The organism is Streptomyces sp. NBC_01006, from assembly GCF_045162725.1.
Classification (GTDB): domain Bacteria; phylum Actinomycetota; class Actinomycetes; order Streptomycetales; family Streptomycetaceae; genus Streptomyces.
Genome location: NZ_CP108700.1, coordinates 5,615,488 through 5,638,518 on the forward strand (window position 1 = coordinate 5,615,488; position 23,031 = coordinate 5,638,518).

The following is a 23,031-nucleotide window of genomic DNA, read 5'->3' on the forward strand; positions in this document are numbered from 1 at the left end:
ATCCAACAGGGTGGCGGAGGGCTGGGCGTCGCCTCCGGGGCGGAGCCCGGGCGGGGCGGCGCTACACCGAAGGATGCAGTCACGGTTCGTCACCGGCGACGACGAAGCGGTACGGATCGGGCGGGAGGCTGGATGCACCGGTTGTCGAAGCGGCAACGGAAGGGAGAATCCGGTGCTCGTCGTACTGATCATCGCCTGCGAGGTCGGCTTCTGGGTGCTGCTGGCCGGAGGACTGGCGCTGCGCTACCTCGCGAAGATGCCGAGGCTGGGGGCGACGGTCCTGCTGTGCGAGCCGCTGCTGGAGCTGGTCCTGCTGGTGGCCACCGCCGTGGACCTCAAGAACGGGGGTGAGCCGAGCTGGAGGCACGGCCTGGCCGCGCTCTACATCGGCTACACCGTCGGCTACGGCCACTACACGGTGGAGTGGCTCGACCGGCACGCGGCGTACCGCCTCGCCGGGGGCCCGAAGCCGCCCGGCCCGAAGTACGGCAAGGCCAGGGCGGTCCACGAGTGGAAGCTGTGGACGCGCACGCTGCTCGGGGCGGCCGTCGCGCTCGGGCTGCTCCAGGGCGCGATCTGGTACGTGGGCGACGCGGCCGACACCGGCAGCCTCCAGAGCTGGCAGTACGTCGCCCTGCGCGTGCTCGGCATCCAGGCCGTGATCGCCGCCTCGTACACGTTCTGGCCGCGAAAGCCCCCTGCGGCCCGGCCGCAGGAGGAACGGGCCGCGGCCGAGCGCCGGAGCCGGCTCTAGCGCTCGCCGCCGGGCACCCAGAGGACGTCGCCGACCTCCTTGTTGGCCGTACGGGCCAGGATGAAGAGGAGGTCGGAGAGGCGGTTGAGGTAGGTCGCGGTCAGCGGGTTCATCACCTCGCCGTGCACCTCCAGGGCCGCCCAGGTGGAGCGCTCGGCGCGGCGGACCACGGTGCAGGCCTGGTGCAGCAGGGCCGCGCCGGGGGTGCCGCCGGGGAGGATGAAGCTGCGCAGCTTCTCCAGCTCCTCGTTGAAGGTGTCGCAGTCGGCTTCGAGCTTGTCGACGTAGAACTGCTCGACGCGCAGCGGCGGGTACTCGGGGTTCTCGACGACCGGCGTGCACAGGTCGGCGCCGACGTCGAACAGGTCGTTCTGCACCCGTACCAGGACCTTCACGACATCCTTCGGCAGCCCGCCGAGGGCGATCGCCGTGCCGATGGCCGCGTTTGCCTCGTTGGCGTCGGCGTAGGCGGAGATCCGCAGATCGGTCTTGGCCGTCCGGCTCATGTCACCGAGAGCGGTCGTGCCCTTGTCGCCGGTGCGGGTGTAGATGCGCGTGAGGTTCACCATGCGGCCAGCCTAGTGAGCCGTGCTGGAATCCCGCACGCGGACCTCTCGGCGGTGCGCCTCGGTGGTCTCCGGGTGAACTGGCTGCGGGCGGGGGGACGCTGGGCCGGATCGGTGTGATGTCCGTCAGTTGAGACGTGACGCGTGTTACTTCGCGGTCACACGAACCTCCGCTGGCGCTAGTCTCCGCCGGAGAGGCTTACGAGACTGGGCCGTATGGAAGAACGTGGGGTGTGCAGTGGCTGGGAAGCTCGCCGTCATCGGTGCCGGACTGATGGGTTCCGGAATCGCTCAGGTCTCCGCTCAGGCGGGGTGGGACGTCGTACTGCGTGATGTCACCGACGCCGCGCTGACCCGCGGCACCGACGGCATCAAGGCCTCGTACGACAAGTTCGTCTCGAAGGGCAAGATGACGGCCGGGGACGCCGAGGCCGCGCTCGCCCGCATCAAGACCACCACCGACCTCGACGCGGTGGCCGACGTCGACATCGTCGTCGAGGCCGTCTTCGAGAAGCTCGAGGTCAAGCACGAGATCTTCCGTGCGCTCGACAAGCTCGTACGCGACGACGCGATCCTCGCGTCCAACACCTCCGCCATCCCGATCACCAAGATCGCGGCCGTGACGGAGCGTCCGGAGCGCGTCGTCGGCGCGCACTTCTTCTCGCCCGTCCCGATGATGCAGCTCTGCGAGCTCGTCCGCGGCTACAAGACGAGCGACGAGACCCTCGCGACCACCCGCGCGTTCGCCGAGTCCGTCGGCAAGACCTGCATCGTCGTCAACCGCGACGTCGCCGGTTTCGTGACGACCCGTCTGATCTCCGCCCTGGTCGTCGAAGCCGCGAAGCTGTACGAATCGGGCGTGGCCTCCGCCGAGGACATCGACATCGCCTGCAAGCTGGGATTCGGCCACGCCATGGGGCCGCTCGCCACCGCCGACCTCACCGGCGTCGACATCCTGCTGCACGCCACCAGCAACATCTACACCGAGTCCCAGGACGAGAAGTTCGCGCCGCCGGAGCTCATGCGCCGCATGGTGGACGCCGGCGACATCGGCCGCAAGAGCGGTCAGGGCTTCTACAAGCACTGAAGCGACACTGAGCGCCAGTTCGAATATCCGCACCCGCACGGGTGAATTAGGTATCGGTTCGCTCACGGTCGGCAACCTCGCTGCCCGAACGGCAGTCAGATGCAGTGAGAGTTGCCGACCGCGGACCAGTCGGATCCCTACGTACCCGTACCCAGGACTGCCGGGAGCACATATGCACATCAGGGGCGACCACGCCGAACTCGCTGTCGGGGGCCGCCTCGACGTGCGCAGCGCGGCGGACGCCCGTACGGCCCTCCACGCCGCCCTCGACGACGGCCACGGCGACCTCGTGCTGGACCTCACCGGTCTCGACTCCTGGGACGCGACCGGGCTCGGCGTGATCATGGGAGCCCACCGGCGGGCCGGCCGGACCGGCCGCCGCCTCGTCCTGCGCGGGGTGCCGCCGCAGATGCAGCGCCTCCTCGTCGCCACCCGGCTGCACCGCATCCTCGCGATCGAGGGCGGGCTGGAAGCGGAATCCCTCCCGAGGGTCTGACGCGGCCACCGTCCACCATTCCTGCGGAAACGTAACGGTCCGGTGGTGATGGCACCCCTGCGGTTCCGTGCACGACCGGGCACCGTCTAGGGTTCGGGCGGTAACCGGACCCGTAGCGACAGCGGAATGTGCGAAGGCCGGACGGTACGACACGACGGCTAGGCGCAGGGCGCGATCGGGGGACTAGGTCATGGACCGCACGCAGGGGCAGCCCGAACCGGTGGAGCAGCCCGCGGCGGCACCCGTGCCTCCGGTGAAGGCGCCCACGGCGACGGCTTCCGCGGCGCCCGCACCGGCTCCCGCCGGCCCCGCCGTCGCGCGCGTCGTCACCCTCACCGCCGGGGACTTCACGCTCACCGTGAACCCCGTCGACGGCAGCGAGATAGAACCGCGCCGGCCCGGCACCGGCGGCACCGCCCCCGCCAAGCGCGACGCCGCCGACCGCGCCGCCCGGGACGCCGCCTCGCGGCCGCCCCTGTTGCCCGGCCCCGCCGCCCCGGCCCCGCCGCTCCTCGCCCGCGAGGAGGAGCGCGAGCGCCTCGTACGGCTGCTGGGCCGCGGCCGCTCCGTACGGCTGACCGGCCCCGCGGGCTCCGGCCGCAGCGCCCTGCTCGACGCGGTCTCCGTCGACTGCGCGCGCCTGGCGCCCGACGGCGTCGTACGGCTCAGCGGGTACGGGCACCAGCAGCCCGGCGAACTGCTGCACGCGCTGTACGCCGCCGTGTACGAGGCCTCGCAGGAGCGGCCCGAGCGCACCCAACTCCTCGCCCGCGTACGGGACATCGGCGCCATCGTGCTCCTCGACGACCTGGAGATGGGCGGCGCCCCCCTCGACGAGCTGCTGCGCGCCACCCCCGAGTGCGCCTACCTGCTGGCCGCCACCCCCGACACCCGCGCCCCCTCCGACGACTCGCACCTGGAGGAGGTCTTCCTCGGCGGGCTCGGCCGGGCCGACTGCGTGCAGCTGCTGGAAGCGGGCATGGGCCGGGCGCTGACCGAGGAGGAGACCGCCTGGGCGGGCGACCTGCGGTTCGCGTCGGAAGGACTGCCGCTGCGCTTCGTCCAGGCGGCGGCGCTGCTGCGCCAGCGCGACGAGCGAAACCTTTCCTCGGCTGGGGACGAGGACGAGGAGCCGGGAGTCTTCGAGGAGCGGCCGCGCGACGCCGCGTTCGTGGCGCTGCCGACCCTGGCCGAGGGCGCGGCCCCCGCCGAGCTGCTGGCCTCCCGGGTCAGCGAGTCGGCGCGGGCGGCGCTGCGGATCGCGTGCGCGCTGGGCGGGGAGCTCCCGCACCACGCCCACCTGCCGGCGCTCGTGGGGGACACCCACGCCGACGCGGCGGTCGCGGAACTGCTGGGCTGCGGACTGCTCACCCCGGTCGGCACCCGCTACCGGCTGGCCGCCGGGGTCGCACGGCAGCTGGAGGAGGCCGGGTACGCGGACACCGCGGCGGAGGAGGCCCGTACGGCCGCCCGCCACTACGCCTGGTGGACCGGACACGCCTCGGTGACCCCGGAGCGGGTCGCGGCGGAGGCCGACGCGGTGCTGGCGGCGCTGGCCGGCGCGGACGTGGTGGCCGCCGTAATGCTGGCCCGGACCGCGGCCCCGGCCCTCGCGGCCTCGCGGCACTGGGAGGCGTGGGAGCGGGTGCTGCGCTCGGGGGCCGAGGCGGCGCGCAAGGCGGGAGAGGTAGCGGAGCAGGCGTACTTCCACCACGAGCTCGGCGTACTCGCGCTGTGCGAGGGGCGCCTGGACCGGGCGCGGGCCGAACTGGAGGCCTCCATAGGCCTGAAGGGCGCGCTCGCCGACAAGCGGGGCACCGTGGCGGGGCGGCGGGCGCTCGCGCTGGTCGCCGACCGCGAGAAGGCGGGGGTGGAGGTGTCGCCGCCACTGCGGCTGGAGGCGCCGGCGCCTGCGGGGGCTCCAGGGGCCACAGGGGCTGCGGAGGCGGTGACGACGGCGCTGCCCGTGGCCGCGTCCACGGCGCCACAGGTGCCCGCAGCGGCAGCGGTGGCCGCAGTGGCGCCGGTCGTGCCGGTGATCGGCCGATCGGAGGCCCCGACGACCCTCACCGAGGTGTTCGAGGAGGCCTTCCCCCTCACCCCGAAGCCGGCCCCGACGATGGCGCCCGTACCCGCGCCGGCGCCGCGCAAGCAGCCGCGCCGCAAGCCGGTGCTGCTGGCCGCGGCGGGAGCGCTGACGGTGGTGGCGCTGGGCACGGTGATGGCCCTGGCGATGACGGGCTCGGACGGCGACCCCCAGACCCCGGCGGGCGGGGACGGCCCGGCGGTGTCGTCGACGCCGAAGCCTCGGGCAACGGTGCCTGGTGTGGCGGGCACGAGCGGGAACGATCCTGCACCGGACCCGGGAACTCCGGCCCCCGAAGCCTCGGATCCGGGATCCCCGGAATCGACCCTCACCCCCGACCCGAACCAGCCGCAGCGTCCCCCGTCGCGCAAGCCGGTCACGCCGCCGCCGTCGCAGAAGCCGTCTCCGACCGGACCGAAGCCCCCGTCCCCGGACCCGTCGCCGAGCACGCCGACGGCGGATCCCACGCCGACTCCGACTCCGACGCCCACCGCGACGGCCACACCGGCCAGCCCGTCGGCGACGGCGTAAGCCGCGCCGGGCGGGCCCGCCGGGGCCCGCCGTTGGCCCGGCGCGGCCGTCAGAACAGGCGGAGCTTGTCGTCCTCGATGCCGCGCAGGGCGTTGTAGTCCAGGACCACGCAGTCCATGCCGCGGTCCGTGGCCAGAACGCGGGCCTGGGGCTTGATCTCCTGGGCCGCGAAAACGCCGCGCACCGGCGCCAGATGCGGGTCCCGGTTCAGGAGCTCCAGGTAGCGGGTCAGCTGCTCGACGCCGTCGATCTCGCCGCGCCGCTTGATCTCCACCGCCACCGTGCCGCCGGAGGCGTCCCGGCACAGGATGTCCACCGGACCGATCGCCGTCATGTACTCGCGCCGGATCAGCGTGTAGCCGTCGCCCAGCGTTTCGATGCGGTCGGCCAGGAGCTCCTGGAGGTGTGCTTCCACGCCGTCCTTGATCAGACCCGGGTCGATGCCCAGCTCGTGGGAGGAGTCGTGGAGGACTTCCTCCATGGTGATGATGAGCTTCTCGCCCGCCTTGTTGACGACCGTCCAGACGCCGGCCTCGTCCCCGCTCCCCTCCTTGAGGGTGCAGGGGGGCGACATCCAGTTGAGCGGTTTGTACGCCCGGTCGTCCGCGTGGATCGAGACACTGCCGTCGGCCTTCACGAGGATCAGACGGGGTGCCGAGGGCAGATGGGCGGTGAGCCGGCCCGCGTAGTCGACGGAGCAGCGGGCAATGACGAGACGCATGGTCGGCAACGCTACTCGACGAGAAGCCCTCCACGCGATTCGCCCCCGAAAGCCCCGTTCGCCGATGGCGCGTTGTATGCGCATTCTCCTGGTGCGCCACCCACGGGGCGCCTACCGTGGTGAGCAGGAGGTGGCGGAGCGTGCACTCTGCGTCGCGGCCTCCTTCCCTGCCCGTAAGACTCCGGCAACCCAAACGGCCGGGGTCGCGAGAGGAGAACCCATGTCGCTCGACGTCTCACCGGCCCTACTCGAACAGGCCGAGCGAGGCGAGGTCGACGAAGCCGCTTTCGTCGACTGCGTCCGGACCTCCCTGCCCTTCGCATGGGAGATGATCAGCTCGCTGGTGGCACAGCTGAAGGTGGACGGCGGAGAGTTCGCCGACAACCAGACGCCGCCGCCCGACGAGCAGGCGCGTGGACAGCTGCTGCGCGCTCTCGCGAGTGACGCGATACGTGGTGCGCTGCAGCGGCACTTCGGGGTGCGCCTGGCGTTCCAGAACTGCCACCGGGTGGCCGTGTTCCCGCTGGATCCCTCGTCGGACGACCGGCTCGCCAAGTTCACTTCGATCCGCGGCCAGCTGCTCAACCAGTCGCCCGAGCTCCGGGACTGCTGACCGTACGACCGGTATGACCCGTGACCCGCATGACATGCCTGACGTGCAATGACATGCACAAGATCCGCACGACCGCACTTCGCTGCCGCTCCGTATCGGGGGAGGTGCCATTGATACCGGGGCGGCAGCCTCAGCCGAGACGGGGCAGGACCTCGGCGCCGAGGCGCCGTACGTTCTCCTCCGTCGCGGCGAGATCCCCGGAGCCCTCCGACAGCAGCGCGAACCGCGTGATGCCCGTCCGCTCCGAGGTGGCCGCCAGCCGGTTCGCCGCCAGTCGCGGGGTGCCCACGGGGTGCAGATCGCACAGCAGCTCGGTGTAGGCAACCGGGTCCCGCATCGCGCGCTCCCGGCCGTCCACCGTCAGGTGCGCGTCCAGCCCCTGCTTCAGCCAGCCCGGCATCGCCTTCAGCAGCGCCTCGCGGGCGTCCGCCGTACGGTCCGCCAGCTGGCACACGCCCGCCGACACGTGCGGGGCGTGCGGGTCGTGGCCCGCCGCCGCGGCCGTACGCCGGTACAGCGCGACCATCTCCGCCTTGTCCTCGTCCCCGCAGTGCATGCCCAGCAGCATCGGCAGCCCCCGCTCCGCGGCCAGCCGCACCGACGCGGGGGAGGTGCACGCGACGATCACTTCCGGCCCTGATCCGTCCCCGTCCAGCGCCTCCGACGGACGCGGTACGACGGCCACTTCGCGGAACCCGTACCGCTCGCCGGCGGCCGCCACCCGCGGCTCGGCAAGCCAGCGCCGCAGCAGGTCCAGGCCCTCCGGGAACTCCTTCTCGTAAGCGTCCAGGCCGCCGCCGAACACCTCCAGGTCCACCCAGGGCCCGCCCCGGCCCACCCCCAGCGTGAACCGGCCGCCCGAGGTCAGGTGCAGCAGCGCCGCCTGCTCACCGAGGGCCACCGGGTGCGTGTTCGGCAGCACGCTCACCGCCGTGCCCACCCGCAGCCGCCGCGTCCGCCCCAGCAGCAGCGCCGCCAGGGTCACCGCCGACGGGCAGACCCCGTAAGGGACGAAGTGGTGCTCGGCGAGCCACACCGAGTCGAGCCCCGCCTCCTCGGCCACCTCGGCGGTCCGCACCGCCCGGTGCAGCGCCTCCCCCTGTCCCTGGCCCGGGAACTGGGCCGCCAGTACAAACGCTCCTACGCGCATCGCCTTTACCCTCCTCGTGGCTGACGCGGCCTCCCCCAGGTGGACCGGTTCATCTGATGGCAACAACGTCTGACACGTGCCAAAGGCACGGCCTGACACGAAAGTTATTGGGATAGTCGGGTCGGCCGACTGCGAGCCTCTCGCCGTCGGCCGACCTCTGTCAGCCACCCTGCGGGTACCCGGCCTCGCTGCGCGTAGTCTGGGAGAAAGTCACTTCCGTTCGCCCATACGTGAGGTATACGTGTCACCGCGCCACAACCGCCCCAGGGGCGGCGAGACTCCGGAAGAACGCCCCCACACCGGCCTCGACCGCTTCGGGCTGGAACGCACGGAGGAGTACCAGGGCGAGGAGTGGAAGGTCCGGCACGTCGCGGGCGCGAGCGCGGCGGGCAAGCGCTACCGCTGCCCGGGCTGCGACCAGGAGATCCCCTCGGGCACCCCGCACCTGGTGGCCTGGCCGGAGTACGGCGGCGTGGACGACCGCCGGCACTGGCACAAGGCGTGCTGGAACGCGAAGGACCGCCGCACCTCGCGGGTGCAGCGGTCCAGGAACGCTCCCAAATACTGACTCCCGCGTACGGGATCAGACGTCGCGGCGGCCGACCACCAGGTACGAGCCCGCCACCGCGGCTCCCGTCACCAGCAGGAGCAGCAGCACCTGGGCCGCGCTGCCGGGCGAGTTCCCCGTGTCGGCGTTCGGCAGGCCGAACAGCCGCATGAGGGCGACCGGGGCGTTGTAGCGGAGCACGGTGCTGCCGATCGGGGCCAAGGTCTCCCACATGCTGAGCATCGCCCCTATCACCGGCGGCAGCGTGACCAGCCCCAGCATCACGGCGATCGCCCCGGCGGAGTGCCGCAGCATCGCCCCGATCGCCAGGCCCAGGACCCCGAGCACGGTGACGTAGACGCAGCCGGCCAGCGCGTGGGCCCATTCGCCGGCGCCGTGAGGTCCGGAGGCGGCGCCGCCGCGCAGGATCGCGGAGGCCAGTCCCACGACCGCCACCGAACCGAAGACGGCGAGGAAGGCGGCGGTGGCGAACACCAGGTACTTCGCGGTCAGCACCCGAGCCCGGTCGGGGGCGGCGGTCAGGGTCGTACGGATCATCCCGGTGCCGTACTCGGAGGTGATCGTCAGGACGCCGAGCACCATCACGGGGATCTGGCCCACCAGCAGCCCGAACAGCGCGGGCGCCGTGAGCGGCACGTCCCGGTAGTCGGCGGCGCGGGTCTCGGAGACGGCGAGCAGCCCGATGCCGACGACGAGCAGCACCAGGGAGCCGAGCGTCCACACGGTCGAGCGGACCGAGACCAGCTTCGTCCACTCGGAGGCCACGGCGTGCCCGAGGTGCGGCCGGGGCGTCTCCAGCGGCGAGCTGTAGCTCTTCGGCCGGTCCGCGGTGCTCGTGGGGCTCGCGGGCGTCGTGGGGCGGCCGGTCATCGGGTGTCCTCGCGGGTGTCCTTGGGGGTGTGCTGGGGGTTGCTCTGGGCGGTCCCGGAGGTCCCGGCGAGCTCGCCGGGGTCGGCGGGCATCAGGAAGGGCTGTCCGCCCGCCCCGGGCGGCGGGGGAGCGAAGAAGGCGCCCCGCGGCACCTCCGGCGCCTGGAGCTCGTCCTCCCAGGCGGGGACGGTGAGCGGCTCCGGCTCCCACAGCTCGGCGCGCGGGTCCTCGGTGGAGGTGTACTCCACGTCGGCCTGGGTCATCCGCATGTAGGCCTCCTCCAGCGAGGCCCGGTGCGGGGACAGCTCCCACAGCCGTACGCCCACCTCGTGGGCGAGGTCGGAGATCCGCGGCAGCTCCAGGCCGGTCACGCGCAGTGCCCCGTCGGGCTCCTGGAGCACCCGGCCGCCGGCCTTGGTCAGGGCTTCACCCAGTGCATCCCGGCCACCGTGATCATTGTCGGCCGCGCGCACCCGCGCGAATCCGGCCGAGTTGTGCGCGATGAATTCCTGGGTGCCCATGTCGGCCAGCAGCCGCCCGCGGCCGATCACGATGAGGTGGTCGGCGGTCAGCGCCATCTCGCTCATCAGGTGTGAGGAGACGAACACCGTGCGGCCCTCGGCGGCGAGCCGGCGCATGAGCGTGCGCACCCAGAGGATGCCCTCGGGGTCGAGCCCGTTGACCGGCTCGTCGAACAGCAGCACCTGGGGGTCGCCGAGGAGGGCGGAGGCGATGCCGAGCCGCTGGCCCATGCCGAGCGAGAAGCCCTTCGTACGCTGCCGGGAGACGTCCTGGAGGCCGACGACGGCCAGCACCTCGTCCACGCGCTTCTCGGGGATGCCGGAGAGCTGGGCGAGGCAGAGCAGGTGCCTGCGGGCGCGGCGGCCGCCGTGCACGGCCTTGGCGTCGAGCAGGGCCCCGACGTGCCGCTGGGCGTTCGGCAGCTGCCGGAAGGGCAGGCCGTTGATCGTCACGCTGCCCGACGTGGGCCGGTCCAGGCCGAGGATCATGCGCATGGTGGTGGACTTCCCGGAGCCGTTCGGCCCCAGGAATCCCGTCACGTGACCCGGCCTGACCTGGAAGGACAGTTGGTCGACGGCGGTCTTGGCGCCGTAGCGCTTGGTCAGGCCGACAGCCTCGATCATTGCTCTGCCTCTGCTCTGCCCCTTGCCAGGACCGGACGGCTTTCGTCCGCGTAAGAGTTAAGAGGATATCGAGTCGCCTACGGTTCCACCCCGGGCCGGATCCCTGAGCTGTCCCTGACTCCGACCCGGGGATGACCCGTAGTACCTGCGGCGTCCGTCGGGGGACGGACGCCGCTCGCCCGTAGGGATCAGGCGTCGCGCTTCTTCAGCACCAGGTAGCCCCCGAGTACGGCGGCCAGCACCCACAGGGCCATGATCCCGAAGCCGCCCCACGGTCCGTAGGGGGCCTCGCCGCTGTCCATCGCGCCCGGGACCACCTGCATGATCTTGGAGCCCGCCTGGTCCGGGAAGTACTGGGCGACCTTGCGGGTGGCGCTGACCGCCCCGAGGATCGTCGAGACCAGGAAGAAGAACGGCATCAGGATGCCGAGCGACAGCATCGAGCTGCGCAGGATCGTCGCCACGCCCATCGAGAACAGGGCGATCATGGCCATGTAGAGGCCGGCGCCGATCACGGCGCGCAGCACGTTCGGCGCGTCGATGCCGATGCTGCGGTCGCCCAGGATGGCCTGCCCCAGGAAGAAGGACAGGAAGCTGGTGACGAGGCCCACGACCAGTGCGAGGCCGGTGGCCACGATGAGCTTGCCGGCCAGGAAGTTCGCCCGGCGCGGCACGGCGGCCAGCGAGGTGCGGATCATGCCCGAGCTGTATTCGGTGCCGACCACCAGCACGCCGAAGACGATCATGGCGAGCTGGCCGAGGGTCATGCCCGCGAAGCTGGCCAGGGTCGGGTCGAAGGTGACCTGCTGCTCCTGCGGCATGTCGTTGAAGGTGGCGTTGAAGACGGCGCACAGGCCGGCGCTCACGCCGACCGTGACCACCAGCGCTGCGACCAGGGTCCAGGTGGTGGAGGCGACGGTGCGGATCTTGGTCCACTCGGACCGGAGGACGGCGGGGAAGGAGGACATGATCACTGCCCGCCCTTGCGCGTCGCCTCGTACCCGGCGCCCCACGCGGGGGCGTCGACGGCGGGGCCGGGCCCCGGAGGCAGCCCCGGTTCTCCCGGTGCGTGGGCGTGGTACTCGACGGAGTCCGCCGTCATGCGCATGAACGCTTCCTCCAGTGAAGCCCGTTGCGGGCTGAGTTCGTGCAGCACGATCTGGTGCTGGGCGGCCAGTTCGCCGAGCCGCTCCGGGGCCACCCCGTCGATCTCCAGCACGCCGGTGGCCGGGACGCTGATGGCGTCGATCCCGGCTTCGTGCAGGACGTCCTTGAGCCGCTCCTGCTGCGGCGAGCGCAGCCGGACGTAGCTGCGCGAGTTCTCGTGAATGAAATCAGCCATAGACATATCGGCCAGAAGCTTTCCCTGGCCGATGACGATCAAATGGTCCGCGGTCAGCGCCATTTCGCTCATCAGGTGGGACGAGACGAAGATCGTCCGCCCCTCGGACGCCAGCCCCTTCATAAGATTTCTGATCCAGAGAATTCCCTCCGGGTCCAGACCATTGACGGGCTCGTCGAACATGAGGATCTCCGGGTCACCCAGCAGGGCAGAGGCGATTCCCAGCCGCTGGCCCATGCCCAGCGAAAATCCTTTCGACTTCTTCTTCGCCACCGGCGTCAGCCCGACAAGATCCAGTACCTCCGCGACCCGGCGCTCCGGGATGCGGTTCGACTGGGCAAGGCAGAGAAGGTTGTTGTATGCGCTGCGGCCGCCGTTCATGGCTTTCGCGTCCAGCAGCGCCCCGATGTGCTTCAGCGGCTCCGGCAGGTCCCGGTAGTGCTTCCCGTCGATCCGGACCGTACCGCTGGTCGGGTTGTCGAGGTCGAGCATCATGCGCATGGTCGTGGACTTCCCGGCCCCGTTGGGGCCGAGGAAGCCGGTCACCACCCCCGGTCTGACCTGGAAGCTGAGGTGGTCCACGGCGGTCTTCGCGCCGAATCGTTTCGTAAGGCCCTCAAGCTCGATCATGCCGCTCACGCTAGAACGCCCGAGGGCCCCACGCCACCTCAAACAGGTGACATAGGGCCCTCGGGCAGGACGTTCGTCCACGAGCCGGTAGACGGAGGCCGTCCGACCGGTCGACCGCCGGTGAACTGCCGTACGTACCAGCGCGCGTACCGGCGTGCGTACTAGCGGCTCTGCTGCGCCGGAACGCCGCGGGTGACCGGCTCGTCGTCGACGATCGGGTTGGCCGCCGCGACGGCCGCACCGGTCAGCGTCGCCAGCATCTCGCGGACGTTGGTGAGCTGGGCGTTGATCGAGTCGCGGCGGTTGGTGAGCGCCGCCAGCTCGCGCTCGGACTCGCTGCGGATACGGTCCGCCTTCGCGTTGGCGTCGGCGACGATGTCCTCGGCCTGGCGCTGCGCGGTCTCGACGGTCTGGCGGGCGCGGCGCTCGGCGTCCGTACGGAGCTTCTCGGCCTCCAGGCGCAGCTGCTCGGCGCGGTGCTCGATCTCCGCGAGGCGCTTCTCGGCCTTGGCCTGACGCGAGGCCAGGTCGCGCTCGGACTGCTCGCGGCGCTTGGCCAGGTTGGTCTCGAAGTCCGCGGCGGCCTGGGCGGCCTTGGCGCGGGTCTCCTCGAACAGGGCGTCGGCCTCCTCGCGCTTGGAGGCGGCGTCCTTCTGGGCCTCGGCGCGCAGGGTGGAGGCGTCGCCCTTGGCCTTCTCGACGATGCGGACGCCCTCGTCCTCCGCCTTCGACTTGCGGTCGGCGGCGAACGACTCGGCGTCGTTGCGCACCTGCTGGGCAGCCGACTCGGCGAGCTCGCGGTGCTGCTCGGCCGCGCGACGGGCCTCCTCGCGCAGGTCCTTCGCCTCCTCCTCGGCCAGGCGCAGGATCTTCTCGACCCGGGCGCCGAGGCCGGCGTACGACGGCTCGGCGTCGCTCACCTGGGCCTGGGCGTTCTGCGTCTCGAGGTGCAGCTCCTCGATCCGCTTTTCCAGAGAGTTGATACGTCCAAGGGCGCTGTCGCGGTCGGAGACCAGCTTGGTAATGCGGTCGTCCACCTGACCGCGGTCGTAACCACGCCGCACGAGCTCGAAGCCGAAGGGGGAGGAAGTGTCGCTCATGGGGTTCCTGTCGAATGAGACCGATGAGGTGCTACGTGAGGTGTTAGGGGAATCCTAGGCGCCCGAACGGCGTGTCATCGAGTCAATCCACGTTTGATCTGGACAATGACACCCCATTTGAGTGGCAAGGCGGCAGAATGCTTGTCACCCGTTCGCCTGAACCTCCATCAGGAACACACATCCTGATCGATTGCTAGCCCTCCGATGCCTTGCCACCCGAACGAGTGGAACCGGCTGTGGCTCCGGCCTTCACGCCCCCCGCGCCCTGACCGCCTACCGCCGGCTTTCCGCCGCCCGAAGGCGCCTCGAATGATTCCAACGCCTCAAGAACGTCCTGGACACGGGAGATCTCCGCCTGAATGTCCTCGCGCCTGCGCACCAGGACCTCCAGCTCACGGCGCCCCTCGTCGACCAGCCGCTCCGCCTCCGCCTGCGCCTCCGCGAGGGCCTTCTCGGCCACCCGCGACAGCTCGGCCTTCTTCTGCTCGGCCTCCTTGAGCAGCGCCTCCGCCTTGCGCACCGCCGCGATCCGGACCTTGCTCGCCTCGCTGCTCGCGTCCGACACCAGCGCCTTGGCCTTCGCCTCGGCCTCGACGCTCTGCTCGGTCGCCGCCCGCACGAGCTTGTCCACGCGGTCGCCGGCCGACTTCATCTGCTCGGCGGACTCCCGGCGGGCCCGCTCGTGCAGCTCCTCGACCTCGCCCTCGACGCGGGAACGCAGTTCTTCCGCCCGCTCCCTTATGGCGGCCGCATCGCTGCGGGCGCCGACCAGCAGCTCGTCCGCGTCCGTACGGGCCTTCTCCACCAGGGAGTTGCCCTCGACCGTCGCCTCGGACGAGATCCGCGCGGCCTCCTTGCGGGCCGCGTCGACCATCGCGTCGGCCTGCTCCTCGGCCGCCGTCGTCGCGGCCAGGGCCTGCGCCTGCGCGTCGCCGGTGAGCATGTCCGCCTCGGCCGCCGCCTCGGTGATGAGCCGGTCCACCTGCTCCGCGGCCTCGCTGCGCCGCTTGTTGGCGGCTTCGCGGGCCTCGTCCAGCAGCCGCTCGGACTCCGCGCGGGCCTCCGTACGCGTGCGCTCCGCCTCCGTCGCCGCCTCGGCCTTGTCGCGGTCGGCTTCCGACCGGGTACGGGTCGCGTGCTCCTGCGCCGAGGCCAGGGCCTCCGAAGCCTCCGCGCGCAGCCGTTCGGCCTCGGCCTGCGCCTCGCCGACCGTGCGCTCGTTGTCCCTGCGGGTCTGCTCGGTGAGCTTGTCCGCCTCGGACGCCGCCTCCGTGATGAGCCGGTCCGCCTGCTCGGCGGCCTCGCCGCGCAGCCGGCCCGCCTCGGCGCGCGCGTCGTCGAGCGTCTGCTCCGACTCCCGCTCGGCGCTCGCCAGGGTCTCGTTCGCCGCGACCGTGACCCGGTCGGCCTCCGCGGTGGCCTCGCCGATGATCCGGCCGCCCTCCGCGCGGGCGTCGTCCAGGGTCCGCGCCGCCTCGGCGCGCAGCCGCTCGGCCTCGGCCGCGGCCTCGCCGACCGTGGCCTCGTTGGCCGCACGCGTCTCGTCGACCAGCCGGTCGCCCTCGTTGCGGGCGTCGACCAGGACCCGCGCCGCGTCCCGCTCGGCCGCGGCCAGCATGTCGGACGCCTGCCGGGTGAGCCGCTCGGCCTTCGCCGTCGCCTCCCCGACCGTGGCCTCGTTCGCGGCGCGCGTCTCCGAGGTGAGCTTGTCCGCCTCGGACGCGGCCTCGGTGATGAGCCGGTCCGCCTGCTCGGCGGCCTCCGTACGCAGCCGGTTGGCCTCGGAGCGGGCCTCGTCCAGGATGCCCGCAGCCTCGGTGCGGGTGGCGTCGGCGGCCAGGGCCGCCTCGGTGGTGAGCCGTTCGGCCTCGGCCGCGGCCTCGCCGACCGTCACGGCGTTCGCCGCCTCGGTCTCGCCGGTCAGCCGCTCGGCCTCCGCCGTCGCCTCCGCGACGATCCGGCCGCCCTCGGCGCGCGATGCCTCCAGGGCCTCCGCCGCCTCGCCGCGGATCCGGTTCGCGTCGGCCCGGGCGTCGGCCCGGGTACGGGCCGCGTCGCGCTCGGACGCGGCCAGCGCGTCCGTCGCCTCCGTACGCACCCGCTGGGCGTACTCGGCGGTGTCGCCGCGCAGCTGCTCCGCCTCGGCGATCGCGTCGCCGACCGTACGCTCGGCCAGGGCCTTCGCCGCGTCCGTCTCCGCCCGCGCCTCGGTACGGATCCGGTTGGCGTCCTCGGTGGCCCGCTCGCGCTCGTCGTAGGCGTCCGCGCGGACCCGCGCGGCCTCCTCCTCGGCCTCCGTCTTCGTACGCTCCGCCGCGTGCTCGGCGGCGCTGCGCAGCCCGGTGATCTCCTCCTCGGCCTCCTCGCGCAGACCGGCCACGGAGTCCCGTACCTGCTGGGCGGTGGCTTCCGCCGCCGAAACCAGCTCAGCGGCGCGCCGCTCCGCCTCCTCGGTCAGGCGGGCCGCCTCGGCCTGCGCCTCCTCGGAGCGCTTGCGGGCCGAGGCCAGCAGTTCCTCGCTCTGCTCGCGGGCCTGCGCCCGCTCGCTGTCCGCGTCCGTACGGGCCGACGCAAGGGTCCCCTCGGCCTCCCGGCGGCGCCGGGCGGCCTCCTCCTGCGCGGCGGCCAGCGCCTCGGCGGCCTCCGCGGCGACCCGCTCGGCGGCGGCCTTCGCCTCCGCGCGCAGCCGGTCCGCGGTCTCCTGCGCCTCCGTGCGCACCCGCTCCGCCTCGGACTCCGCCTCGCTGCGCAGCCGTACGGCGACCTGCTCGGCCTCCGCACGGGTGCGCCCGGCGTCGTCCGCCGCGTCCGTGCGCAGCTGGTCGGCCTCCGCCTCCGACTGCGCCTGGAGGCTGCGGATCCGCTCCGCCGACTCGGCGCGCTGCCGGTCGGCCTCCTCGGCGGTCTCCCGGCGGATGTTCTCCGCCGCCCCGCGGGCGTCGCGCAGCGTCTGCTCGGCCGTGCCCAGTCGGCTTTCGGCCTCCGCCTGCAGGCGTACGAGCTCCTCGTCGGCCTCCGCCCGCTTCGCCGCGATGGCCTGCTCGGTCTCCTCGCGCCGCGCCCGGGCCGCCGCGTCGGCCTCGGCCCGTACGGACTCCGCCTGCTCCTCGGCCTCGCCGCGCAGCCGCTCCGCCTCGGCGCGCGTGCGCTCCAGCGTCTCCGCGGCCTGCTTGCGCAGCAGGGTGGCCCGCTCGACGGCCTCGGCACGGACCCGCTCGCTCTCGGCGCTCGCGCCGCCGCGCAGCTCGTCCGCGTCCGACTTGGCCTTGCCCAGCAGCTCCTCGGCGGTCCGGGCCGCCTCCTCGATCTGCTGGACGGCCTCGCGGCGCGCCTCGCCGCGGATCCGCTCGCCCTCGGCGACGGCCTCGGCGCGCAGCTGCTCGGCCTCGCCGCGCAGCCGCCGGGCCTCCTCCTGGAGCTCGACGGTCCGGGCCCGGTACTCCTCGGTGTCGTCCTTCGCCGCGCCCTTGAGCTCTGCGGCCGTGGTCGCCGCCTGGGCGCGCAGCCGCTCCGCCTCGGACTCGGCCTCGCGGCGGATCCGCTCGGCCTCCTCGGAGGCGGCGCGGGTGGTGGCCCGCGCGTCCTCCGAGGCCTTGTTCAGTACGTCCTCTGCGGTGCGGGCCGCCTTGGCCAGCTGGGCGGCCGTGTCCTCGGCCGCCGCCGCGCGGGCCTGCTCCGCGGCCTCCGCGCGCAGCCGCTCGACGCCGGCGCGGGCGTCGGCGAGGGTCTGCTCGGCCTCGGCCTTGAGGACCTCGGCCTCCTTGGTGGCCTCGCCGACCAGCCGGGCCACCTGCTCCTTGGCCGTGCGGGTGCGCTGCTCGTTCACCGACTCCGCCGAGGCGAGCTGGCGGGCGGAGCTCTCCTTGGCGTCCGCGAGGAGCTTCTCGGCCTCGGCGCGCGCGGTGCGCAGGGCGCCGTCGGCCTCCTGGACCCGCTGCTCGGCCACCCGGCCGAGGTCGAGGGTCTGCTGGCGGGTCTGCTCGGCCTCGGCGGTGGTGCTGCTGCGCAGCCGCTCGGCGTGCTCGGTGGCCTCCTGGGCCTGCGAGGAGGCGGCGGTCAGCAGCCGCTCGGCCTCCTTGCGGGCGCGCAGCAGGGTCGCCTCGGTCTCCGCACGGGCGGCCTCGGCGTCGGCGGTCAGCCGGCGGCGGGTCTCCTCGGCGATGCGGGCGGCCTCGGCGCGGGCGGCGTTCAGGGACTGCTCGGCCTCGGCGCGGGACTCGTCCATGAGCCGGCGGGCCTGGGACTCCGTACGGGCGCGCAGCTGCTCGGCCCAGGCCACGTTCTCGTTGACGTGCGCCTCGACGGTCTGGCGGCGCTCGTTGAGCTCCTGGTCCAGGCGCTGGCGGCGATTGACGGCCTCGGCGTGCAGCTCGGCCTGCAGGCGCGCCTGGTGCTCGGCGTGCTCCTGGAGGATGCGCTGGGTCTGCGCCCGGGCGTCACGCAGTTCGCGCTCGGCGTCCGAGCGCATCTGGTCGGCCTGGATCTGGGCGTTACGGAGCAGCTGCTCCGCCTGGTAGCCCATGTCCGCACTGTCGTAGGCGGGGCGGGACGCCAGATTACGGCGTACCTCATGGAGCTTGGCGCGCAGCACCTCGACCTGATAACCGAGGTCTTCGGCGTGCTGGACGGCCTTCCCGCGCTCCTTCTTCAGCCGCTCCATCTCGGCTTCGAAGCGCGAGAGATGGTCGGCTTCAGCCTGATGGCTCTCCTGGCTTTCGTAGCCCCGCACAGCGCGGTCCCATCCGTCCCCTGGTCGCAAGCTCACTCCCAATTGAGCATCGCTCGCCCGCTGAACGACGCCCCCGGGGGAATGGTGTCAGATGCCGGGGCAGGGGTTCGGGCCCCGACCCCGTCTCCGCACCGAACCCCGGCCGAGCCATGGCCACTCTACCGGCCGGGGAATCGGGCCATCAGTGGTCCGTCAGTGGTCGGGGTTCGAGGTGACCAGTTCGGTGAGGACTCCGTGGCAGTCCTTGGGGTGCAGGAAGGTGATCGAGGAGCCCATCGAGCCCGTGCGGGGCTGGTCGTAGAGGACCCGGACGCCCTTGCCGCGGATGGCTTCGGAGTCGCCCAGAACATCTTCGGTGCCGAAGGCGATGTGGTGCACGCCCTCGCCGTTCTTGGCCAGCCACTTGCCCACCGCGGAGTCCTCGCGGGTGGGTTCGAGGAGCTGGAGGTAGGAGGCGCCGCCGTCGGAGGTCTCGTTGATCTTGAGCATGGCCTCGCGGACGCCCTGCTCCTCGTTCACCTCGGTGTGGAACACCTCGAAGCCGTACGTGGCACGGTAGAACTCGACAGTCTTGTCCAGGTCGAAGCAGGCGATCCCGATGTGGTCGATTCTTGTCAGCATGGGACCAGTGCACCGCTGCGGAGGGCCGTCACGCAACGTGCCAGCGATCACACCGACTGCCCGGTGACGGCGCGGGTACCGCTCAGTACATTCATGTAAACCCTCGTTCACCCTCATCTTCAAGGGGCTGTGCTCCATGTCCGGAACGAACAACACCACGTCAGTGATCGTCGCCGGGGCCCGCACCCCCATGGGGCGGCTGCTCGGCTCGCTGAAGTCCTTCTCGGGCGCCGACCTCGGCGGGTTCGCCATCAAGTCCGCGCTGGAGCGGGCCGGCATCGCCGGTGACCAGGTGCAATACGTGATCATGGGCCAGGTGCTGCAGGCCGGCGCGGGGCAGATCCCCGCCCGCCAGGCGGCGGTCAAGGGCGGCATCCCCATGAACGTCCCGGCGCTCACGATCAACAAGGTGTGCCTCTCCGGCCTCGACGCGATCGCTCTGGCCGACCAGCTCATCCGTGCGGGCGAGTTCGACATCGTGGTCGCGGGCGGCCAGGAGTCCATGACCAACGCCCCGCACCTGCTGCCGAAGTCTCGAGAGGGCTTCAAGTACGGCGCGATCGAGATGCTGGACGCGATGGCCTACGACGGCCTCACCGACGCCTTCGAGCACATCGCGATGGGCGAGTCCACCGAGAAGCACAACACCCGCCTGGGCATCGAGCGCGCCCCGCAGGACGAGTTCGCCGCCGCCTCGCACCAGCGGGCCGCCGCCGCGCAGAAGAACGGCGTCTTCGAGGCCGAGATCACCCCGGTCGAGATCCCGCAGCGCAAGGGCGAGCCGGTCGTCTTCTCCCAGGACGAGGGCATCCGCCCGGAGACCACGGCCGAGTCCCTCGGCAAGCTGCGTCCCGCCTTCGCCAAGGACGGCACGATCACGGCCGGCACCTCCTCGCAGATCTCCGACGGCGCCGCCGCCGTCGTCGTGATGAGCAAGGCGAAGGCGGAGGAGCTGGGTCTGGAGTGGATCGCCGAGATCGGCGCCCACGGAAACGTGGCCGGTCCCGACAACTCGCTGCAGTCGCAGCCGTCGAACGCGATCCTGCACGCCCTGAAGAAGGAGGGCCTTCAGGTCTCCGACCTGGACCTCATCGAGATCAACGAGGCCTTCGCGGCGGTCGCCGTGCAGTCAATGAAGGACCTCGGCGTGACCCCGGAAAGGGTGAACGTCAACGGTGGCGCCATTGCCCTGGGCCACCCGATCGGCATGTCCGGCGCCCGCGTGGTGCTGCACCTGGCCCTGGAGCTGGCGCGCCGGGGCGGCGGGACCGGCGCGGCCGCGCTGTGCGGCGGCGGCGGCCAGGGCGACGCCCTGATCGTCCGGGTCCCGAAGAAGTAACCCTTCCCCTAGGTCGTGTCGTCAAAATCCCGTCTGGTCGGCGGGGTCTGGCACGCACGCTCGCCGCGTTGTCGTCGGTCACCGACGCTCCGCGTCGATTCCCTCCTCCGCCTTGCGATCGCACGCACCAGACCCCGCCGACCACCGCCCTTCGGGCGGCCCGACGCTACTTTGACGACAGTCCCTAGCCGAACCGAGGAGCGCAGCACGTATGACGGTGGACGTCCCCCAGCTGGTGGCCCAGGCGCGTGAGGGCAGGCCCAGAGCGGTGGCCCGGCTGATCTCGCTGGTCGAGGGGGCGTCCCCGCAGCTGCGCGAGGTGATGGCGGCCCTGGCCCCGCTGACGGGCGGGGCGTACGTGGTGGGCCTGACCGGCTCCCCGGGCGTGGGCAAGTCCACGTCCACCTCGGCGCTGGTCTCCGCGTACCGCAAGGCGGGCAAGCGGGTCGGCGTCCTGGCCGTCGACCCGTCCTCGCCGTTCTCCGGCGGTGCGCTGCTGGGCGACCGGGTCCGGATGTCGGACCACGCCTCCGACCCGGGGGTCTACATCCGCTCCATGGCCACCCGCGGCCACCTGGGCGGTCTCGCCTGGGCCGCCCCGCAGGCGATCCGGGTGCTGGACGCGGCCGGCTGCGAGGTGATCCTGGTCGAGACGGTCGGGGTGGGGCAGTCGGAGGTGGAGATCGCGGCGCAGGCCGACACCTCGGTGGTGCTGCTGGCCCCCGGGATGGGAGACGGGATCCAGGCCGCGAAGGCGGGCATCCTGGAGATCGGCGACGTCTACGTGGTGAACAAGGCCGACCGGGACGGCGCGGACGCCACCGCCCGGGAGCTGAACCACATGCTGAGCCTGGGCGAGTCCCGGGGCAAGGGCGACTGGCGGCCGCCGATCGTCAAGACGGTGGCGGCCCGGGGCACGGGCATCGACGAGCTGGTCGAGGCCCTGGAGAAGCACCGGGCGTGGATGGACGAGCGCGGGGTGCTGGCCGAGCGGCGTACGGCCCGGGCCGCGCGCGAGGTGGAGACCATCGCGGTGACGGCCCTGCGGGCCCGGATGGCGGACGTGCGCGGGGACGCGCACCTCGACGCCCTCGCGGCCCGGGTCGCGGCCGGCGAGCTGGACCCGTACGCGGCCGCGGACACCCTGCTGGCGACGCTGACGGAGGCCTGAGCGGCCGTACGGCGTACGCACGCGAGAGCCGCGCCCCGTTCTTGCGGGGCGCGGCTCTCGTACGTCTGCGGACGGACCGGTCAGGCGTTGGGACGCTTGCCGTGGTTCGCCTTCTTCTTCTTGCGTGCTCGCTTCTTGTTGCCGCGCTTGGCCATGACGCCACTCCCTCGAAGATCGGGGTAATCCGGGCGTTCGCCAGTCTAGGGGCGCCCGATCCGGTCCGCACGGGAACCCGCGGACCGGCGCGTGTCAGTTGTTGTCGTCGTTGCCGTCGCCGTCGGAGTCCGATCCGGACACCGTCGCCTTGCCCGACGTGGCGTCGACGTGGACGTTGGTGGTCTTGTCGCCGGACTTGATCTCGACGTTCCAGTAGCGGGAGCCGTTGTCGTCATCGTCGTCCCATTCCACGGACGTGACCTGGCCGGCATGGGCGGCGACGGCCGCCTTCATCGCCTGCTGGGCGGTGACCTTCGCGGCGACCACCGCCTTGTTCCCGCCGTCGTCGCTGTTGTCGTCCGTGTTGTCGGCGTTTTCGGTGAACACCTTGCCGCTGCGGGTGTCGACCGTCAGTTCCGCGTGCTTGCCGTTCTTGGCGATGACGTCGACGTGCCAGACGGCGCCGTCCTTGTCGAGGGACTCCACGACACCGGGGTACTTCTTCAGCGCCGCGGCGACCGCCGCCGCGGCGTCCACGTCGGCGCGGGCCGGGGCGGCCGCGGGGGCGGTTCTCGCCGCGTCGGCCGTGTGTGCGGCGGCGGCCGCCGCCGGGCCCCCGGCCAGCAGGACCACGGCCGCGGCCGTGCAGACGTACGCCTTGTGCTTGCGGTGCATGGCTGACCTCCTCTGGCCGGCCATGCGCTTACGGTTGCTCGGCGGGCGGCCGGCGAGCGAGCGTTACCCCTCATTCTCCGGGCCGCCACCCCGGATGGCACCCCGGAGAAGGGCGCCGTCCGGCCGGTGTCAGACCTTGCCGCGCTGGCCCCGCAGGTGCGTCGCGACCGGCTCCAGCGAGGCGCGAAGCGCCGCCAGGGCCTCCGGCGGCAGCAGGTCGATGAAGTGCCGGCGGACGGACGCCACGTGGTGCGGGGCGACCTTCCGCATGAGCTCCATGCCCTCGTCGGTCAGGACGGCGTACAGTCCCCGGCGGTCGGACTCGCAGTTCACCCGGACGACCAGGCCCGCCGTCTCCATGCGGGTGATCTGGTGGGACAGCCGGCTCTTGGACTGCAGCGTCGACGTCGCGAGATCGCTCATCCGCATCCGGTGGCCCTCCGACTCCGAGAGGTTCACGAGGATCTCGTAGTCGTTGTTGGTGAGTCCGAAGGGCTGGAGATCCTTTTCCAGCTGGTGCATCAGCAGCCTGCTGACGTCCAGATGGGTGCGCCAGGTGCACTGCTCGGCCTCGGTCAGCCAGCGTGTGGCCGTCTCGGTCTCCATGGTCTCCATGAATGAACTCTACCTAAGAAGTTGAATTACGTACAAAAAAGGGGCAACAAAGATCAAGTCGAGGGA

General features: G+C 72.2%; 21 protein-coding genes. 8 read left to right on the plus strand and 13 right to left on the minus strand.

Going from position 1 to position 23,031, the window contains the following annotated elements; all coding sequences use genetic code 11:
* The first annotated feature begins 172 nt into the window (after positions 1-172).
* Positions 173-754 carry a hypothetical protein gene (locus OG509_RS25890; RefSeq protein WP_406184900.1) on the plus strand — a complete coding sequence of 194 codons (582 nt, stop codon included), beginning with the start codon at positions 173-175 and terminating at the stop codon, positions 752-754.
* On the opposite strand, the gene OG509_RS25895 is transcribed toward OG509_RS25890, so the two are convergent.
* Positions 751-1,323, minus strand: a complete 573-nt coding sequence (locus OG509_RS25895; protein ID WP_406184901.1) for a cob(I)yrinic acid a,c-diamide adenosyltransferase — start codon at positions 1,321-1,323, stop codon at positions 751-753. The two genes, OG509_RS25890 and OG509_RS25895, sit on opposite strands and share 4 nt — an antisense overlap.
* A 235-nt stretch (positions 1,324-1,558) precedes the next feature.
* Between OG509_RS25895 and OG509_RS25900 the strand changes: the two genes are divergently transcribed.
* The 3 genes from OG509_RS25900 to OG509_RS25910 all read left to right on the plus strand — a co-directional run bounded on the left by OG509_RS25900 (position 1,559) and on the right by OG509_RS25910 (position 5,520).
* Positions 1,559-2,407 (plus strand): 3-hydroxyacyl-CoA dehydrogenase family protein, encoded by an 849-nt coding sequence (locus tag OG509_RS25900; protein ID WP_406184902.1) that lies wholly within the window; start codon positions 1,559-1,561, stop codon positions 2,405-2,407.
* Between the two features lie 172 nt (positions 2,408-2,579).
* Positions 2,580-2,903, plus strand: a complete 324-nt coding sequence (locus tag OG509_RS25905) for an STAS domain-containing protein (RefSeq protein WP_133896866.1) — start codon at positions 2,580-2,582, stop codon at positions 2,901-2,903.
* Between the two features lie 190 nt (positions 2,904-3,093).
* Entirely contained in the window at positions 3,094-5,520 is a 2,427-nt protein-coding gene (locus OG509_RS25910) for an ATP-binding protein (protein WP_406184903.1), read from the plus strand.
* Positions 5,521-5,569: 49 nt separating this feature from the next.
* On the opposite strand, the gene nucS is transcribed toward OG509_RS25910, so the two are convergent.
* Complete coding sequence (gene nucS / locus OG509_RS25915) at positions 5,570-6,241, minus strand: endonuclease NucS (RefSeq protein ID WP_030153793.1); 672 nt, start codon at positions 6,239-6,241, stop codon at positions 5,570-5,572.
* A gap of 220 nt (positions 6,242-6,461) precedes the next feature.
* Here nucS and OG509_RS25920 point away from each other — a divergent pair, with 220 nt between their 5' ends.
* Positions 6,462-6,854, plus strand: a complete 393-nt coding sequence (locus OG509_RS25920; RefSeq protein ID WP_030153794.1) for an SCO5389 family protein — start codon at positions 6,462-6,464, stop codon at positions 6,852-6,854.
* 130 nt (positions 6,855-6,984) lie between these two features.
* Here OG509_RS25920 and OG509_RS25925 read toward each other — a convergent pair whose 3' ends face one another.
* Positions 6,985-8,004: an LLM class flavin-dependent oxidoreductase gene (locus tag OG509_RS25925; protein ID WP_406184905.1), complete on the minus strand. Its 1,020-nt coding sequence runs from the start codon at positions 8,002-8,004 to the stop codon at positions 6,985-6,987.
* Positions 8,005-8,245: 241 nt separating this feature from the next.
* On the opposite strand from OG509_RS25925, the gene OG509_RS25930 reads away from it, so the two are divergent.
* Positions 8,246-8,572, plus strand: coding sequence for a hypothetical protein (locus OG509_RS25930; RefSeq protein WP_030153796.1), 327 nt, complete (start codon positions 8,246-8,248; stop codon positions 8,570-8,572).
* A gap of 15 nt (positions 8,573-8,587) precedes the next feature.
* Here OG509_RS25930 and OG509_RS25935 read toward each other — a convergent pair whose 3' ends face one another.
* The 7 genes from OG509_RS25935 to mce form a co-directional block, all read right to left on the minus strand.
* Positions 8,588-9,442, minus strand: coding sequence for an ABC transporter permease (locus OG509_RS25935; protein WP_406184907.1), 855 nt, complete (start codon positions 9,440-9,442; stop codon positions 8,588-8,590).
* On the minus strand, positions 9,439-10,587 hold the full coding sequence (locus OG509_RS25940; protein ID WP_406184909.1) for an ABC transporter ATP-binding protein: 1,149 nt from the start codon (positions 10,585-10,587) through the stop codon (positions 9,439-9,441). Before OG509_RS25940 ends, OG509_RS25935 begins: the two co-directional genes overlap by 4 nt.
* A gap of 188 nt (positions 10,588-10,775) precedes the next feature.
* Positions 10,776-11,555 carry an ABC transporter permease subunit gene (locus OG509_RS25945; RefSeq protein ID WP_403725915.1) on the minus strand — a complete coding sequence of 260 codons (780 nt, stop codon included), beginning with the start codon at positions 11,553-11,555 and terminating at the stop codon, positions 10,776-10,778.
* A gap of 2 nt (positions 11,556-11,557) precedes the next feature.
* Positions 11,558-12,559 carry an ABC transporter ATP-binding protein gene (locus OG509_RS25950; protein WP_406184911.1) on the minus strand — a complete coding sequence of 334 codons (1,002 nt, stop codon included), beginning with the start codon at positions 12,557-12,559 and terminating at the stop codon, positions 11,558-11,560.
* Positions 12,560-12,720: 161 nt separating this feature from the next.
* On the minus strand, positions 12,721-13,659 hold the full coding sequence (locus OG509_RS25955; RefSeq protein ID WP_030153801.1) for a cellulose-binding protein: 939 nt from the start codon (positions 13,657-13,659) through the stop codon (positions 12,721-12,723).
* 193 nt (positions 13,660-13,852) lie between these two features.
* Complete coding sequence (scy, locus tag OG509_RS25960; protein ID WP_406184913.1) at positions 13,853-18,388, minus strand: polarized growth protein Scy; 4,536 nt, start codon at positions 18,386-18,388, stop codon at positions 13,853-13,855.
* A 192-nt stretch (positions 18,389-18,580) separates the two neighbouring features.
* Complete coding sequence (gene mce, locus OG509_RS25965) at positions 18,581-19,009, minus strand: methylmalonyl-CoA epimerase (protein WP_048476381.1); 429 nt, start codon at positions 19,007-19,009, stop codon at positions 18,581-18,583.
* 136 nt (positions 19,010-19,145) lie between these two features.
* On the opposite strand from mce, the gene OG509_RS25970 reads away from it, so the two are divergent.
* Positions 19,146-20,348, plus strand: a complete 1,203-nt coding sequence (locus OG509_RS25970; RefSeq protein WP_403724410.1) for an acetyl-CoA C-acetyltransferase — start codon at positions 19,146-19,148, stop codon at positions 20,346-20,348.
* A 211-nt stretch (positions 20,349-20,559) separates the two neighbouring features.
* Positions 20,560-21,519 (plus strand): methylmalonyl Co-A mutase-associated GTPase MeaB, encoded by a 960-nt coding sequence (meaB, locus tag OG509_RS25975; protein WP_406184916.1) that lies wholly within the window; start codon positions 20,560-20,562, stop codon positions 21,517-21,519.
* Between the two features lie 80 nt (positions 21,520-21,599).
* On the opposite strand, the gene OG509_RS25980 is transcribed toward meaB, so the two are convergent.
* The 3 genes from OG509_RS25980 to OG509_RS25990 all read right to left on the minus strand — a co-directional run bounded on the left by OG509_RS25980 (position 21,600) and on the right by OG509_RS25990 (position 22,956).
* A complete protein-coding gene (locus OG509_RS25980; protein WP_099895366.1) occupies positions 21,600-21,674 on the minus strand; it encodes a 50S ribosomal protein bL37 in 75 nt (24 codons plus the stop codon).
* A gap of 94 nt (positions 21,675-21,768) precedes the next feature.
* Positions 21,769-22,350, minus strand: a complete 582-nt coding sequence (locus tag OG509_RS25985) for a PepSY domain-containing protein (protein ID WP_406184918.1) — start codon at positions 22,348-22,350, stop codon at positions 21,769-21,771.
* Between the two features lie 129 nt (positions 22,351-22,479).
* Positions 22,480-22,956 carry a MarR family winged helix-turn-helix transcriptional regulator gene (locus OG509_RS25990; protein ID WP_406187684.1) on the minus strand — a complete coding sequence of 159 codons (477 nt, stop codon included), beginning with the start codon at positions 22,954-22,956 and terminating at the stop codon, positions 22,480-22,482.
* Positions 22,957-23,031: the final 75 nt, after the last annotated feature.